The organism is Microbacterium sp. SCPM-O-B-15248 (M128) (assembly GCF_058214835.1).
In genome coordinates this window covers 1-14,896 of sequence record NZ_JBYQLI010000009.1, presented here as the reverse complement: position 1 = coordinate 14,896, position 14,896 = coordinate 1, and the positions used below count along the sequence as shown (strand labels likewise).

Here is a 14,896-nt window from a genome sequence, read left to right as displayed (position 1 = left end):
GGCCCGCCGCTCTTCCCTGGAGCCGCGATCGGTCCCGCTAGGATCGCCCTGATCGTGGGGACGATCGTCCGGACCCGGGGAGCACCATGACGACGACGCGCGCACAGCAGCGCCGGCGGGCGACGCGGCGAATGCGGCTGCGGCGCACGATCGCCGTGGTGATCGCGGTCGCCGTGGTCGCCGGCGGCGTGACCGTGTTCGCCGTCGCCCGCGGGTCATCCTCGCCGCCTGTCGCCGACTCCGACTCCACGATCGCCCCGACGCCGTCGGACACACCCACGCCCACGCCGACTCCCCTCACCCCGGCGCAGGCGCTGCTGGCCACCACCACCGACCCGAAAGCCTGCGCCGTCTCCTTCGCCGGAGACGGGATCGTGCTCGATCCGCAGCTGCAGACCCAGGACGTGCGCTACGAGAAGCTGCCCCTCCCCCGCGCGGAGGGCCGGGTCTTCGCCGGGTGGTACGACACCGCCGCGAACGCGAGCGCCCTGTCCCTGCCGGCACGGATCAACGGCGCCGACCTCGTCACGTGCACCGACCGGCAGCGGACGCTCCACGCGGCGTGGACGACGCCCGAGGCGAACGCAGCGGAGGATGCCGGCATCCCGATCCTCATGTACCACCAGTTCACCCGGAAGCCCGAGGGCGAGGACGGCTGGCTGCGCGGGAACTACGCCTACGTCGGTGACTTCGACGCGCAGATGGCCTACATCCAGGAATCGGGGTTCTACCTGCCGACGTGGGACGAGGTGAGCGCGTTCATCGACGGGGCGCTGTTCCTGCCGAAGCGCTCCGTCGTCATCACCGACGACGACGCGGACAGCTCGTGGCTGGAACTGGCAGCCCCCATCGTGGACGGCCGGAACCTGCTCACCACCTCGTTCGTCATCACCTCCGCGCGCTCCGAGGGCACTCCCAACCGCTTCGTCCTGCAGCGCTCGCATACGCACGACATGCACCGCGCCGGCGCGAACGGGAAGGGCCGGATGGTCAACGACGATGCCGACACCATCGCCGCCGACCTCGAGCAGTCCGCCGCGATCCTCGGGGCGAAGGAGGTCGTCGCGTACCCCTTCGGGCACTACGACGACACCACCAAAGAGGGGCTACGGCGCGCCGGTTTCGAGCTCGGCCGCACGATCGAGCCCGGCTACGTGCGCATCGGCACCGACAAGCTCGCGCTGCCGGTGATCCGCATCAATTACGGCATGTCCGTCGACGATCTGAAGGCCGCGATCGGCTGAGGTCCGAGCGTCCGAGCGCGCGCGGACACCGCTCGCGTGTGGTGAACATCCCGCTAGCTCCCAGCTAAATGATCCACAATCCTCATTTGGGCACGCGTCGGCCGGTCTACGCTGTGTACTTCTGGATTCACCGAAACGCGAGCACCCATGGACCTATCCGTCATCGTTCCGACCTTCAACGAGGGTCCGAACGTCGCCGAACTCGTCCGTCGAACGGTCGCCGCTCTCCCCGGCCGAGCCATCGAGATCCTCTTCGTCGACGATTCCACCGATGACACCCCCGACATCATCCGCGCCGTGGCGGCACACGCGTCGGTGCCGGTACGACTGCTCCACCGCGACCAGCCGGTCGGCGGTCTCGGCGGCGCCGTCGTCGACGGCATCCGCGCGGCGGCGTCCGACTTCTGCGCCGTGATGGACGGCGACCTCCAGCACCCGCCCGAGGTCATCGCCGATCTGCTCGCGCGCGCCGAGGTGGGCGACGCCGACGTCGTCGTGGCCTCGCGCTACATCGCCGGCGGCACGTCCGACGGACTGGCCAACGCCGTGCGCACGCTCGTCTCCCGCGGCTCGACGCTCCTGACGAAGTCGATGTTCCCGCGCAAGCTGCACAACTGCTCCGACCCGATGACGGGCTTCTTCCTCGTCGACCGCCGCTCGCTCGACGTCGAGGGCCTGCGTCCGCGCGGCTTCAAAATCCTGCTCGAGATCCTCGCCCGCAAGCAGATGCGCGTCGCCGAAGTGCCGTTCTCCTTCGCCGCGCGCTTCGCGGGCGAGTCGAAGGCCTCCTTCAGTCAGGGCATGCGCTTCCTGACCCAGCTGACGATGCTGCGGTTCGGGCGCATGTCGGCCTTTGCCCTCGTCGGGGGCCTCGGCGCCGTGGCGAACCTGCTCATCATGTGGGGCCTCACCACCGTCGGGGTGCAGTACCTCGTGGCCGCGGTGATCGCCAGCGTGGTGACGATCGTCGCGAACTTCCTCGCCCTGGAGTACCTCGTCTTCGCCGACATGCGCGAAGAGTCGGGGCTCATGCGCCACCGGTTCGTGAAGTCGTTCGCGTTCAACGGCATCGAGGCGATCGTGCGCATCCCGGTGATCTGGCTGCTGGTGAACCAGGCGCACATCCAGAGCGTCGTCGCCGCGGCCCTGACGCTCGTCGCCGCGTTCGTCGTGCGCTTCGTGTTCCACGCCCTCGTGGTCTACGCGCCCAAGAAGACGCGCAACGCCAAGATCGCCGCGATCTCCGAGCCGCTCGAGGACGAGCTGGCGGCCTGACGCCGTCGGCGGCCCCCATCGCACGGGGCCGCGTCCGCCTCGGCGGCGTACGCTGGACGCATGTCCGACGCATCCATTCGCATGTTCGGCGCCGACTGGTGCCGTGACTGCATCCGCACGAAGAAGCAGCTCGACGACCTGGGCATCGCCTACGAGTACGTCGACCTGGTGGCCGACCCCTCCGCCGCAGACGTGGCCAAAGAGATCTCCGGCCGCACGAACATCCCCGTCGTGGTCTACCCCGACGCGTCGCACCACGTCGAGCCCACCAACGCCGACGTCGAGGCGAAGCTCCGCGAGCTCTCGCTGATCTGACGCGCCGATGCTCACCGCCGCGTGGCCGGTACGCCGTCACGCGAGCGGTGAGACCGGCACGGCTCTCCCCGCCTTCGTCGACCACCACGTCCACGCGCACCTCATCGACGTGCACGCCCTCCCCGGGCGGGGGATCGCCGGGGCGATCGACCTCGGGGGCGATCCCACGGCGCTCCGACACCTGAGCCCCGGACTCCCCCGACTCGCGTTCGCCGGAGCGTTCCTCACCGTCCCCGGAGGCTATCCGAGCGGGCGGTCCTGGGCCCCGGATGCCACGGTGCACACCGTCACCGACCCCTCGGCCCATCCCGGTGTCCCGGGCGGAGCGAGGACGGCGGTCGATGCGCAGGCCGACGCCGGGGCGTCCGTCATCAAGGTGGCGCTCAACGCCGACGCGGGTCCGGTCCCCTCGGATGCCGTCCTCTCGGCGATCCTGCACGCCGCACGCGAGCGCGGGCTCCCGGTCGTCGCTCACGCCCAGGGCGCGGGGCAGGTCGAACGGGCGGTCGAGGTCGGCATCGCCGCCCTCGCGCACACCCCGTTCGACGCCTCCCTGTCCCGGCGGCTCATCGCGCGCGCGGTCGAGACCGGTCAGATCTGGATCTCGACGCTCGACATCCACCGCGGCGCGACCCGCCAGCGCGCGATCGCCCACCTCGGCGCCTTCCACGCCCGCGGCGGGCGCGTGCTGTACGGCACCGACCTGGGCAACGGACAGCTCCCCGTGGGCGTCAACCGCCGCGAGCTGCTCGCGCTGCAGCAAGCGGGTGTGCGCGGCGACGCGCTGGTGGCATCCCTCACCGATCCCTGGCCGGCGCACACCGGCACCGACGCGGTCCGCAGCTTCCTCGCCGGGCCTGCCCCGACCGACCCCGATGACCTGGCGACGTGGCTGTCACGGGCGATCGTGGTCCCGACCGAGGAGCTCACGCGTGTCGACTGATCCCACCACCGTGTTCGACGACGAGGCTCGCGCCCTCGACGCGGCCGACCCCCTCGCCGCACACCGTGACGCCTTCGTGGGGGCAGAGAGCTCGCTCGTGTACTTCGACGGCAACTCTCTGGGTCGCCCGCCGCGCGCAACCGCCGAGCGCCTCGCGGAGTTCGTCACCACCGAGTGGGGCGGGCGTCTCATCCGCGGATGGGACGAGTCATGGATGGAGCTGCCGTTCCGCATCGGCGATCGACTCGGACGGCTGGCGCTCGGGGCCGCGGCAGGGCAGACGGTGATCGGCGACTCGACGACCGTGCTGCTGTACAAGCTGCTGCGAGCTGCGCTCACGGAACGCTCGACCGCCGACCCCGAACGCGTCGAGATCGTGGTGGGCCGCGACGACTTCCCCACCGACCGTTACCTCGTCGAGGGCATCGCCGCCGAACGCGGCGCACGGATCGTCTGGGTCGAGGTCGACACCGCGCGCGGGGTGGATGCCGACCTGCTCCGGGCCGCGGTCGGACCCCGCACCGCGGTCGTGCTGCTCAGTCACGTCTCGTATCGTTCGGGCTACCTCGCCGATGCCCGGACCCTCACCCGCATCGCTCACGACGCCGGCGCGCTCGTGCTGTGGGACCTCTGCCACTCCGCCGGTTCCGTGCCGGTCGACCTCGACGGCTGGGGGGTCGACCTCGCGGTCGGCTGCACCTACAAGTACCTCAACGGCGGCCCGGGCGCCCCGGCCTTCGCGTACGTCGCCGCACGGCACCACGCGACGCTCACCCAGCCGATCCAGGGCTGGATGGGGGCCGCCGACGTCTTCGCGATGGGACCTCAGTACCGCCCCGCCGAGGGGATGCGCCGATTCCTGTCGGGCACCCCGCCGGTGCTGGCGATGCTCGCGATGCAGGACACGCTCGACCTGATCGAGGGTGCCGGCATCGACGCGATCCGCGACAAGTCCGTGGCGCTCACCGAGTTCGCGCTGCGCGTGAGCGATGGCATCCTGAGCCCCCTCAGTGTCACGGTGGCCTCGCCGCGCGACCCGGCCGAGCGGGGTGGCCACGTGACGCTTTCGCACCCGGCGATGCGGGCGGTCACGGCGCGGCTGTGGCAGGACGACGTGATCCCCGACTACCGCGACCCGGGTGGTCTGCGCATCGGGCTCGCGCCGTTGTCGACGAGCTTCGCCGAGACGCTCACGGGGCTGCGCGCCGTGGCGGAGGCCGTCCGCGCCGAGAGCTGAGCCGCCGCCGTCGTCAGCGTCGCGGTCACGGGTCTAGCCTCGGAGGGTGATCGACCCCCTCCTCATCGTCGTCGTCGGCATCGTGGTGGTCGCGCTGGTGACCGTGATCGCGCCGCGTTTCAACATCGCCGGCCCCCTGGTCCTCCTGGCCATCGGGCTCGGTGTGAGTCTGCTGCCGTTCGTCCCGGCCATCGCCATCGACCCCGAGGTGATCCTCATCGGCGTCCTGCCGCCGCTGCTGTACTCGGCGGCGGTGCAGCTGCCCGCCATCGAGTTCCGGCGCGACTTCGCGCCCATCGCCGGGCTGTCGGTGCTGCTGGTGGTGGCGAGCTCGCTCGGCCTCGGCCTGTTCTTCGCCGCCGTGATCCCCGGCCTCGGGCTCGCGCTCGGCGTGGCACTGGGCGCGATCCTCAGTCCGACGGATGCCGTGGCCACCTCGATCGCCAAGCGGCTCGGCATCGAGCCGCGCGTGGTCACGATGCTCGAGGGCGAGAGCCTGCTCAACGACGCCACCGCCCTGGTGCTCCTGCGCACGGCCGTGGCCGCCGTGGCATCCGGATTCGCGTTCGTCGACGCGGTCGGCAACTTCGCCTGGGGCGTGCTGCTCGCGCTGCTGCTCGGCGCGCTCGTCGGGTGGGGCAACCTGCGGCTGCGCGAGCGGGTGACCAACTCTGCGGCGAACACCGCGCTGAGCTTCACGGTGCCGTTCATCGCGTACCTCCCCACCGAGCACTTCGGCGGCTCGGGTCTCGTCGCCGCCGTGGTCGCGGGCATCGTCACCGGCCAGGGCGCCGCCCGACGGTTCACGCCCGAGCAACGCCTCAGCGACCGGCTCAACTGGCGCACGATCGAGCTGATCCTCGAGGGCGGGGTGTTCCTCGTCTTCGGTCTCGAGCTGAAGGACGTCGTCCGCAGCAACCTCGAGGAGAACGAGGGCCTGTGGCACGGCGCGTGGCTCGCCCTCTCCGCGCTCGGCATCGCCCTGGCGGTCCGCGCGATCTACGTCGCCGGGCTCATCTGGTTGCAGGGGCGACGCAGTCGGCGGAACACGGGGCAGCGCGAACGGACCGCGCTGCTGAGTCAGCGCGTCGACGAGATGGAAGAGGCGTACCACGCCGATCCCGAGCGCTTCCATCGCCGCCGGGGCGGCCCCGCCGGCGCCGCGCGGCGATTCGCGTGGGTGCGCCGTCGCATCTCCCGGACGGTGGCCGACCTCGACTACTACCGCGACACTCCGCTGGGCTGGCGGCACGGCACCGTGATCGTCTGGGCCGGGATGCGCGGCGTCGTCACGCTCGCCGCGGCGCAGACCCTGCCGCGCGAAGGAGTGCAGGACCGCCCCCTGCTGATCTTCGTCGCGTTCCTCGTCGCCCTCTTCAGCCTGCTGATCCAGGGACTCACGCTGCCGGCGGTCGTGCGGGCCCTCGGGCTCTCCGGTCGCGGCGGCGAAGGACCCACGCGTGAAGAACAGCACGCCCTGGATGCCGAGCTGCGTGCGGCGGCGGTCACCGCGGTCACGTCGGGGACCCTCGCGCGGCGGAACGGCGAACCCTTCCCGGCCGATCTCGTCGAGCGCGCCGGCGCGCGGTTGACCCGGCCGCCGGACGACGAGGTCACCGCCCGTGCCCGTGATCTGCTGGAGCTGCGACTCGCCTCGATCGAGGCGATGCGCCGAGAGCTCGAACTCGTGAGCCGCGACGGCCGGTACAGCACCGCCGCGCTCCGGCACGCGCTGGCCGAGCTGGATGCCGATCAGCTGAGCCTCGAACTCCGCCTGGACGGCGAGGACTAGGCGGGGCGACGCCCCATCTCCGCGAGACTTCATGCGGCTGACAACTGGGCTGCATGCTGCAGTGGAGTTGTCAGCCGCGTGAAGTCTCAGCGGATGGATGCCGTCCCGGCGGGGGCGCGCGGCGGGACGTGCGGCAGAATGGAGGCGGAGGTGTCCATGAGCGATCCGATTCCGGCGACCACGTCGTCCGCAGATGCCACGATCCCGGCCGCACCGCTCGCTCATACGGCGGCAGAGTGCCCGCAGTGCTTCACCGAGATGCAGGGCGACGGCGCCTGGTGGCGCGCACGTCCCGCCGGTTCGCGACTCGTGGGCCTAGTCGTTTCCCGTGCGGGTCTGCCCTCGGTCGTGCAGCAGCGCGACGATCTCACGCGCTTCGGGGTGCCGATCGAGGGATTCCGTCATCCCGCGCCCGAGACGCTCGAGGACTGGGCGGCGCGTCTCGATCGCTTCTTCGGCACGCTCACCCGCGGAGACGTTCTCGTCGTGACGACGGTCGAGGCCCTCGGCGTCTCACGGGCGGATGCCTCCCGCGCGGTGTCCGACCTGCGGCAGCGGGGCGTCATGGTCAAGGTGCTCGCCCACGGCGACCGTCACCTGCACACGGTCACGGTCGCACCCCCGGCCTGAGGCTTCGGAGCGGGCGACACTCCCCCCGCCGCGCGCGGCGCGTGGTCCGCGACGTCAACGCCCCGACCCGGAGCGCAGCCACCTGACGCCGACGCCCCGACCCGCAGCGCGGACATCAGCCCCCGACGCGAGGCGCGCGGTCGATGACGCCGACGCCCCGACCCGCAGCGCGGACATCAGCCCCCGACGTATCGGGCCAGGTGCTCGCCCGTGAGCGTCGAGGCGTCGGCCACGAGCTGCGTCGGAGTCCCCTCGAACACGACCGTGCCGCCGTCGCGGCCAGCCCCCGGCCCGATATCGATGATCCAGTCGGCGTGGGCCATGACGGCCTGATGGTGCTCGATCACGACGACCGTGTTCCCGGCCTCCACGAGGCCGTCGAGCAGGGCCAGCAGGATGTCGACATCGGCGAGATGGAGCCCCGTCGTCGGTTCGTCGAGGACGTACACCGCGCCCTTCTTGGCCATCGAGATCGCCAGCTTCAGCCGCTGGCGCTCGCCCCCGGACAGCGTGTTGAGCGACTGCCCGAGCATGATGTACCCCAAGCCGACGTCGACGAGACGCCCGAGAACGGCGACCGCAGGGCCGCGGGTCAGGAACGCGGATGCCTCGGCGACGGACATCTCGGGGACCTCGGCGATGTTCTTGCCGTCGAGGGTGTACTCGAGCACCTCATCGGCGAAACCCGACCCGCCGCACAGCTCGCAGACCGTCTCGACGGTGGACTGGAACCCGAGCTGGGTCACGATCGCGCCCAGGCCCTTGCAGGCGACGCACGCGCCCTCGGAGTTCGCGCTGAACAGGGCGGGCTTGACCCCGTTCGCCTTGGCGAAGGCCGACCGCACGGCATCCAGGATGCCGGTGTAGGTCGCCGGGCTGCTGCGCCGTGAGCCCTTGATGGGCGACTGGTCGACCACCACGACGTCGTCGAACGCGGGCAGGTTGCCGTGGATGAGCGACGATTTTCCCGATCCGGCCACCCCGGTGACCACCGTCAGCACGCCGAGGGGGACGTCGACGTCGACGTTCTTCAGGTTGTGCTGCGACGCGCCCCGGATGGGCATCGCTCCGGCGTGCGGACGCACCGCCGGCTTGAGCCGCGCACGATGGTCGAGGAAGCGGCCGGTCAAGGTATCCGAGGCGCGGAGTCCCGCCACATCGCCCTCGTACTGGACCGTCCCGCCGTCGCGGCCCGCGCGCGGCCCGAGATCGACGACGTGATCGGCGATCTCGATGACCTCGGGCTTGTGCTCCACCACGAGCACCGTGTTGCCCTTGTCGCGGAGTTGCCGCAGGGTGTCGTTCATCCGCTGGATGTCGTGCGGGTGCAACCCCGCCGTCGGCTCGTCGAACACGTAGGTGATGTCGGTGAGGCTCGACCCGAGATGGCGGATCATCTTGGTTCGCTGGGCCTCACCGCCCGAGAGCGTGCCGCTGGCTCGGTCGAGCGAGAGGTAGCCGAGCCCGATGTGTACGAACGCGTCGAGGGTGTCGCGCAGCCCGTCGACGACGGGCGCGACCGAGGGGTCGTCGAGGGTGGCCACCCAGGCGGCGAGATCGGTGATCTGCATGGCCGCGGCATCCGCGATGTTCACCTCGCCGATGCGCGACGAGCGCGCTCCCTCGTTCAGCCGCGTGCCGCCGCACGCCGGGCACGAGACGAAGGTGACCGCGCGGTCGACGAATGCGCGGATATGCGGCTGGAGACCGTCGCGGTCCTTCTGCAGCATGCTCTTGGTGACCTTGGGGACGAGACCCTCGTACGTCATATTGGTGTTGGCGATGCGGACCTTGGTCTGCTCGCCGTAGAGGAAAGCCTGACGTTCCTCGGCCGTGAAGTCGCGGACCGGCTTGTCGGCATCGACGAAGCCCGACTCGGCGTAGATCCGCACCATCCACCCGTCGGCGGTGTAGCCGGGCACGCGGATGGCGCCGTCGTTGAGCGACTTCGTCTCGTCGACGAGCTCGGCGATGTCGATGTCACTCACCTGCCCGAGCCCCTCACAACCGGGGCACATGCCGCCCGTGATCTCGAACGAGCGTCGTTCTTTCTGCCCCGCGCGCGCCCCGGTCTTGATCTCGACCGCTCCGGAGCCCGAGAGGGACGGGACGTTGAACGAGAACGCCTGCGAGGCTCCCACGTGGGGCTGCCCGAGCCTGCTGAAGAGCACGCGCAGCATCGCGTGCACGTCGGTCGCGGTTCCCACCGTCGACCGGGCGTTGGCCGCCATCCGCTCCTGATCGACGCGGATCGTGGCGCTGAGGTTCTCGAGCGCGTCGACCTCGGGACGAGAAGGCTGACCCATGAACTGCTGGACGAACGTCGGGTACGTGTCGTTGATGAGTCGCTGGGATTCGGCCGCGATCGTGCCGAACACGAGCGACGACTTGCCCGAACCGCTCACGCCGGTGAACACCGTCAGCCGCCGCTTGGGCACGTCGAGGTCGACGTTCTTCAGGTTGTTCTCGCGGGCCCCGCGCACGCGGATGACGTCGTGGGCATCGGCGGGATGACGGGTCATGGCGGCTCCTCGGCTGGGTCGATCCTCAGTGTGCCGCAGACCCCCGACATCCGCGACGCTTCGTGCACACGCCCGCGCCGTCCCGCGAAGATCTCACCCGGCACGCCGTGTCGTGGCATCCGGGATCGGCGTGACGGCCAGGTTCTCCGCAGGCCCGTAAAGCCGCGTGAAGGCCCCGGAGAACGACGATGCCCCCGCGGACGGATCCGCGGGGGCGTCGAGAAGGCGTGCGTCAGCCCTGGGCGCGACGGTTCGTGCGCGGGCTGCGGGAGCCGACGACCATCCCGGTCGTGGGAGTGCCGGATGCCGAACGCCCGGCGCCCTGCGGACGGCCGGTGCCCCCGCCGATGCGGGCGTTGCCGCCCGCGCCCTGGCCACGGCCCGAGCCCGAGCGCTGGCCCTGGCGTGCGGGCTGCGCCGCATCGGTCGCGCCCGCACCCTGCCCGGCGCCGCGGCCGCGACGACGGCGACCCTCGCCCGGAGTGGAGGTGCGGGAAGCGGCATCCGAGGATCCCTGGCCACGGGCGGCACGCTTGCGCTGCGCGTTGGCACCCTGCGAGCGTCCGCTGCCCTGCGGCTGAGCCACCACGGGCTCGGGCTTGACGTACGGGGCGACCTCGCCGACGAGGGCGACGACCTCGGGCGAGGTCGGGGTGACCGGCTGCGGGGTGACCGAGATCTTGGCCTTGCGGAGGATGTCGAGGGTGTCGCGACGCTGCTCGGGAAGCATGATCGTCACGACGTCTCCTGCCGAGCCGGCACGCGCGGTGCGGCCGGAGCGGTGGAGGTACGCCTTGTGCTCGACGGGCGGGTCGACGTGCACGACCAGCTCGATGCCGTCGACGTGCACACCGCGGGCGGCGACGTCGGTGGCGACGAGGACCTTGGCACGACCGTCACTGAACGCGGCGAGGTTGCGGTCACGCGCGGGCTGCGACAGGTTGCCGTGCAGGTCGACCGAGGGGATGCCCGCGGCGGTCAGCGCCTTCGCGAGCTTCTTGGCCTGGTGCTTCGTGCGCATGAAGAGGATGCGGCGCGCGCTGCCCGAGGCGAGGGTCTCGACGAGCTGCTTCTTGGCATCCGCGTCGGCCGGAACGAAAACGTGGTGGGTCATCGCCGCGACGTGCGAGTGGGCCTCGTCGACGGAGTGCAGCACCTCGTTGCGGAGGAAGCGCTTGACCAGCTTGTCCACGCCGTTGTCGAGCGTCGCCGAGAACAGCAGGCGCTGGCCGTCGGCGGGCGTGCGCGAGAGCAGACGCGTGACACCGGGCAGGAAGCCCAGGTCGGCCATGTGGTCGGCCTCGTCGAGGACGGTGATGTCGATCGCGTCGAGGCTCGCGAAGCCCTGACCGATGAGGTCTTCGAGGCGGCCGGGGCACGCGACGAGGATGTCGACGCCCGCGGCGAGGGCGTCGACCTGACGCTTCTGGTTCACGCCGCCGTAGACGGTGGTCGTGGTGAGGTCGTAGGCCGCGGCGAGGGGCTTGATGACCTCGTCGATCTGGTTGGCGAGCTCGCGCGTCGGGGCGAGCACGAGCGCGCGGGGCTTGCGTCCGCGGCGGCGGTCGGTCTTGGCCGCGAGACGGGCGACGAGGGGCAGCGAGAAGGCGAGGGTCTTGCCCGAGCCCGTCTTGCCGCGGCCGAGCACGTCGCGCCCGGCGAGCGTGTCGGGCAGGGTGTCGGCCTGGATCGGGAAGGGCTCGTTCTTGCCCTGCTCGGCGAGGACGGCGATCAGCGGCGCGGGCACGCCGAGGTCGGTGAAAGTCTGGGACGTCATGAAGTCTCCTGCCGGCGCGCGAGCACGCACGGCGGTTCGGGATGCCGCAATGCTGCGGCTGCAATGGGCGAAGGCGCCGGGCGGCGCATCCGTTCGCCGTGAAGGTCAAAGGCCCACGCAAGGGGGCCGGTGCGTTCGACGACGCTGGGAGCGAGAGCTCCGTCGTCCAGTCTAGCGGTGCGTCAGACCGCCGCGCGCCAGCACCCCGCGACGTGGTCGTCGACCATGCCCGACGACTGCATGAGGGCGTACATCGTGGTCGGTCCGACGAAGCGGAAGCCGCGGCGCCGGAGTTCTTTGCTCATCGCGGTCGATTCGTCGGTGACCGCGGGAACCTCGGCGAAGGACGACGGCGGGCGATGCTGCTCTGGGGCGAAGGACCACATCAGTGCGTCGAGCTCGCCCTCGGCCATGCCCGCGACGATCACGGCGTTGCCGATCACGGCCTCGATCTTGCCGCGGTGCCGGATGATCCCGGCATCCTGGAGCAGGCGTTCGACGTCGTCGGGGCCGAAGGCGGCGACGGACGCCGGCTCGAACCCCTGGAAGACCTCGCGGAAGCGGGGGCGCTTGCGCAGGATCGTGATCCAGGACAGCCCCGCCTGGAAGCCCTCGAGGCTCATCTTCTCGAAGAGCGGGCGGTCGCCGTGGAGTGCCGTGCCCCACTCCTCGTCGTGGTACCGCTGGTACTCGGCATCCGCGCCGGCCCATGCACAGCGCGCGACACCGTCGTCACCGGTCGTGAGGTCGCTCATGCGTCCAGGGTAGGCGCGGGGTCCGACACCGGCCCGCGCGGCCGTCCGAGAACAGGGGGTGCACCCGGAACGGGCCGATCCCCGCGGAATCGCCCTGTACTGGCCGCATCCCCTGTTCTCGTGACGCACCCGGGCCCAGGACACGCCGAAGGGCGGCGGCCCCCTCGGCCGCCGCCCTCCGCCGCCGTCTTACTTGCCCGGCTTCTTCTCCGGAACCGGGGCATCGCCCGAGGCCCGCAGCGCCGCGTAGTAGGACGCGGCCTCGTTCTGCCGGTCGTCCTCGACACCCGTGGCGATCGCGGCGCGGATGTGCTCGGGGCCGTACCCGAACGCGTCGACCAGATCCTGAGCGTGAGGCCGCAGCCGCACGCAGAGTCGGTCGATGTAGCTCGACACCGCCGCCGCGCGCTGCGTCGACAGGCGTCCGTTGATCAGGTACCAGGCCAGGTGCTTCTCGATGAGCTGGAGTCCGAACAGGTCGCGCAGCCACGTCAGCACCTGTCGCGTCCCCTCATCGGCCACACCGTTGAGCGCGTCGGTGAACGCCTCCCACTGCAACAGCTCGCCGTGCGCCCGCGCGGCCTCGATCAGCTCGGCCTGGTTCTCGTTGAACAGCGCCGCGGCGTCTTCGCGGGGGAGCTTGGATGCCGGGCGCAGCCGCCCCGCGATGTCGGCGATCATCTGCTGCACGCGGTCGGCGAGGAGTTCGTGCTGCTGCTGTGCCCGCAGCCCCTTCTCGACGGAGCGCGCGGTGGACCCCAGGTCGGTGACGGCCTGACCGAGCTGCCGCATACCCGCACCGTGGAACAGCTTTCCGGCGGTCTGACCGACGGCGAAGGCGGCGAGGGCCTTGGCATCCTTGCCCTTGAACTGCTTGGCGTAGTCGGCGAGCAGGCGCTTGCCGACGAGTTGCAGCAGCACGTTGTTGTCGCCCTCGAAAGTGACGTAGATGTCGAGGTCGGCGCGGAGCCCCACGAGGCGGTTCTCGAAGAGGAAGCCCTGCCCCCCGCACGCTTCGCGCGACTCCTGCAGGGTGTCCAGCGCGTGCCAGGTCGACAGGGGCTTCAGTGCAGCGGCCAGCGTCTCGAGGTCTTCGCGGTCGGCGTCGGTGTCGAGGCGGCCACTGAAGACGCCGTCGAACTTCTGCAGGAACTCGTCGTGCGCGAAGATCTGGGCGTAGGTGGTCGCCAGGCGCGGCAGCAGACGGCGCTGGTGCTTGCCGTAGTCGAGCAGGGTCACCTCGGGGGTGCCGCTGCCGGAGTCGAACTGACGACGCTGGTTGCCATACGTGATCGCGATGGTGAGGCCGATCGCGGACGCCCAGGCGGCCGCGCCGTCGAGCGACACACGCCCTTGCACGAGCGTCCCGAGCATCGTGAAGAATCGGCGACCCGGGCTCGCGATGTCGCTGGAGTACGTGCCGTCCGCGGCGACGTCGCCGTAACGGTTCAGCAGGTTCTCGCGCGGAACGCGGACCTGGTCGAAGTGCAGACGCCCGTTGTCGATGCCGTTCAGGCCGCCCTTGAGGCCGTCGTCCTCGCCGCCGATGCCGGGCAGGAAGTTCCCCTCGTCGTCGCGCAGCGGCACATAGAAGCAGTGCACGCCGTGGTTGACGCCGTTCGTGATGAGCTGCGCGAAGACCGTGGCGGCCTTGCCGTGCAGAGCGGCGTTGCCGAGGTAGTCCTTCCAGGCGCCGCGGAACGGCGTGTGGATGACGAACTCCTCGGTCTCGGCGTCGTAGGTCGCGGTCGTGCCGATCGCGGCGACATCCGACCCGTGGCCGGTTTCGGTCATCGCGAAGGCACCCGGGATGTCGAGGCTCATGATGCCCGGCAGCCACTTCTCGTGATGCTTCTCGGTGCCGAGCTGGAGCACGGCCGATCCGAACAGCCCCCACTGGACGCCCGACTTGATCTGCAGGCTGGGGTCGGCGGCCACGAGCTCCTCGAAGCCGGCGATGTTCGCGCCGTTGTTCTCCTCGCCGCCGAATCGCTTCGGGAAGGCACGGTGTACGGCCTTGCGGGCGACGAGCTCGTGGAGCTGGCCCAGGGTGCGCTCCCGGTGGGCGTCCATGCCGAGGCTGTCGTCACGCCAGAACAGCGGATCCTTCAGCATCTCGCGCGCCTCGCGGCGGGTATCGGCCCACGTCCCGAGCAGCAGATCGGTCACCCGCTCGATGTCGATGCGGTTCTCGGCGGCCTCGGCGGCGGAATGCGCAGCGGTGGGCGCACCCCCGACGGGCGTGCGCGTGCTTGTGGCGGGCGTGGCGGGACGGACGGCGGCGTCGGTCATTTCGGCACCTTTCGACGTTGCAAAGGGATGCCATCCACGGTAGGAGTCCCACAACGCTGGATCAAACATTGTGTGAGGTCTACACAAGGGGGCGGGCCGACGTCGGCGGCAGTG

At 70.8% G+C, this 14,896-nt stretch carries 11 protein-coding genes; 7 read left to right on the top strand and 4 right to left on the bottom strand.

All coding sequences use genetic code 11. The features are described from left to right. Positions 1-86 precede the first annotated feature (86 nt). From AC3E6M_RS14220 to AC3E6M_RS14190, 7 genes are all read left to right on the top strand, one after another. Complete coding sequence (locus tag AC3E6M_RS14220) at positions 87-1,244, top strand: polysaccharide deacetylase family protein (protein WP_490530305.1); 1,158 nt, start codon at positions 87-89, stop codon at positions 1,242-1,244. A 147-nt stretch (positions 1,245-1,391) separates the two neighbouring features. Then, positions 1,392-2,519 carry a glycosyltransferase gene (locus AC3E6M_RS14215; RefSeq protein ID WP_490530304.1) on the top strand — a complete coding sequence of 376 codons (1,128 nt, stop codon included), beginning with the start codon at positions 1,392-1,394 and terminating at the stop codon, positions 2,517-2,519. A gap of 60 nt (positions 2,520-2,579) precedes the next feature. Beyond that, a complete protein-coding gene (locus AC3E6M_RS14210; protein WP_138176550.1) occupies positions 2,580-2,834 on the top strand; it encodes a glutaredoxin family protein in 255 nt (84 codons plus the stop codon). A 7-nt stretch (positions 2,835-2,841) separates the two neighbouring features. Then, on the top strand, positions 2,842-3,777 hold the full coding sequence (locus tag AC3E6M_RS14205) for an amidohydrolase family protein (protein WP_490530302.1): 936 nt from the start codon (positions 2,842-2,844) through the stop codon (positions 3,775-3,777). Then, on the top strand, positions 3,767-5,014 hold the full coding sequence (locus AC3E6M_RS14200; protein WP_490530301.1) for a kynureninase: 1,248 nt from the start codon (positions 3,767-3,769) through the stop codon (positions 5,012-5,014). The genes AC3E6M_RS14205 and AC3E6M_RS14200 overlap by 11 nt, the downstream gene beginning before the upstream one ends. A 46-nt stretch (positions 5,015-5,060) precedes the next feature. Further along, complete coding sequence (locus tag AC3E6M_RS14195) at positions 5,061-6,806, top strand: cation:proton antiporter (RefSeq protein WP_490530299.1); 1,746 nt, start codon at positions 5,061-5,063, stop codon at positions 6,804-6,806. A gap of 156 nt (positions 6,807-6,962) precedes the next feature. Next, entirely contained in the window at positions 6,963-7,436 is a 474-nt protein-coding gene (locus tag AC3E6M_RS14190) for a dehydrogenase (RefSeq protein WP_230005972.1), read from the top strand. Between the two features lie 176 nt (positions 7,437-7,612). Here the strand turns inward: AC3E6M_RS14190 and AC3E6M_RS14185 are convergent, their stop codons facing one another. The 4 genes from AC3E6M_RS14185 to AC3E6M_RS14170 all read right to left on the bottom strand — a co-directional run bounded on the left by AC3E6M_RS14185 (position 7,613) and on the right by AC3E6M_RS14170 (position 14,782). Continuing rightward, positions 7,613-9,958, bottom strand: a complete 2,346-nt coding sequence (locus AC3E6M_RS14185) for an ATP-binding cassette domain-containing protein (RefSeq protein ID WP_490530297.1) — start codon at positions 9,956-9,958, stop codon at positions 7,613-7,615. A gap of 232 nt (positions 9,959-10,190) precedes the next feature. Next, positions 10,191-11,735, bottom strand: a complete 1,545-nt coding sequence (locus AC3E6M_RS14180; protein WP_138176540.1) for a DEAD/DEAH box helicase — start codon at positions 11,733-11,735, stop codon at positions 10,191-10,193. Positions 11,736-11,917: 182 nt separating this feature from the next. After that, entirely contained in the window at positions 11,918-12,490 is a 573-nt protein-coding gene (locus tag AC3E6M_RS14175; protein WP_138176538.1) for a DNA-3-methyladenine glycosylase I, read from the bottom strand. Positions 12,491-12,679: 189 nt separating this feature from the next. Continuing rightward, positions 12,680-14,782: an acyl-CoA dehydrogenase family protein gene (locus AC3E6M_RS14170; RefSeq protein ID WP_138176536.1), complete on the bottom strand. Its 2,103-nt coding sequence runs from the start codon at positions 14,780-14,782 to the stop codon at positions 12,680-12,682. Positions 14,783-14,896: the final 114 nt, after the last annotated feature.

What these genes read in the sequence shown, in the direction of transcription:
- AC3E6M_RS14220 (WP_490530305.1), top strand. Translation starts at nt 87, where the DNA reads ATGACGACGACGCGCGCACAGCAGCGCCGGCGGGCGACGCGGCGAATG.
- AC3E6M_RS14215 (WP_490530304.1), top strand. Translation starts at nt 1,392, where the DNA reads ATGGACCTATCCGTCATCGTTCCGACCTTCAACGAGGGTCCGAACGTC.
- AC3E6M_RS14210 (WP_138176550.1), top strand. Translation starts at nt 2,580, where the DNA reads ATGTCCGACGCATCCATTCGCATGTTCGGCGCCGACTGGTGCCGTGAC.
- AC3E6M_RS14205 (WP_490530302.1), top strand. Translation starts at nt 2,842, where the DNA reads ATGCTCACCGCCGCGTGGCCGGTACGCCGTCACGCGAGCGGTGAGACC.
- AC3E6M_RS14190 (WP_230005972.1), top strand. Translation starts at nt 6,963, where the DNA reads ATGAGCGATCCGATTCCGGCGACCACGTCGTCCGCAGATGCCACGATC.
- AC3E6M_RS14185 (WP_490530297.1), bottom strand. Translation starts at nt 9,958, where the DNA reads ATGACCCGTCATCCCGCCGATGCCCACGACGTCATCCGCGTGCGCGGG.
- AC3E6M_RS14180 (WP_138176540.1), bottom strand. Translation starts at nt 11,735, where the DNA reads ATGACGTCCCAGACTTTCACCGACCTCGGCGTGCCCGCGCCGCTGATC.
- AC3E6M_RS14175 (WP_138176538.1), bottom strand. Translation starts at nt 12,490, where the DNA reads ATGAGCGACCTCACGACCGGTGACGACGGTGTCGCGCGCTGTGCATGG.
- AC3E6M_RS14170 (WP_138176536.1), bottom strand. Translation starts at nt 14,782, where the DNA reads ATGACCGACGCCGCCGTCCGTCCCGCCACGCCCGCCACAAGCACGCGC.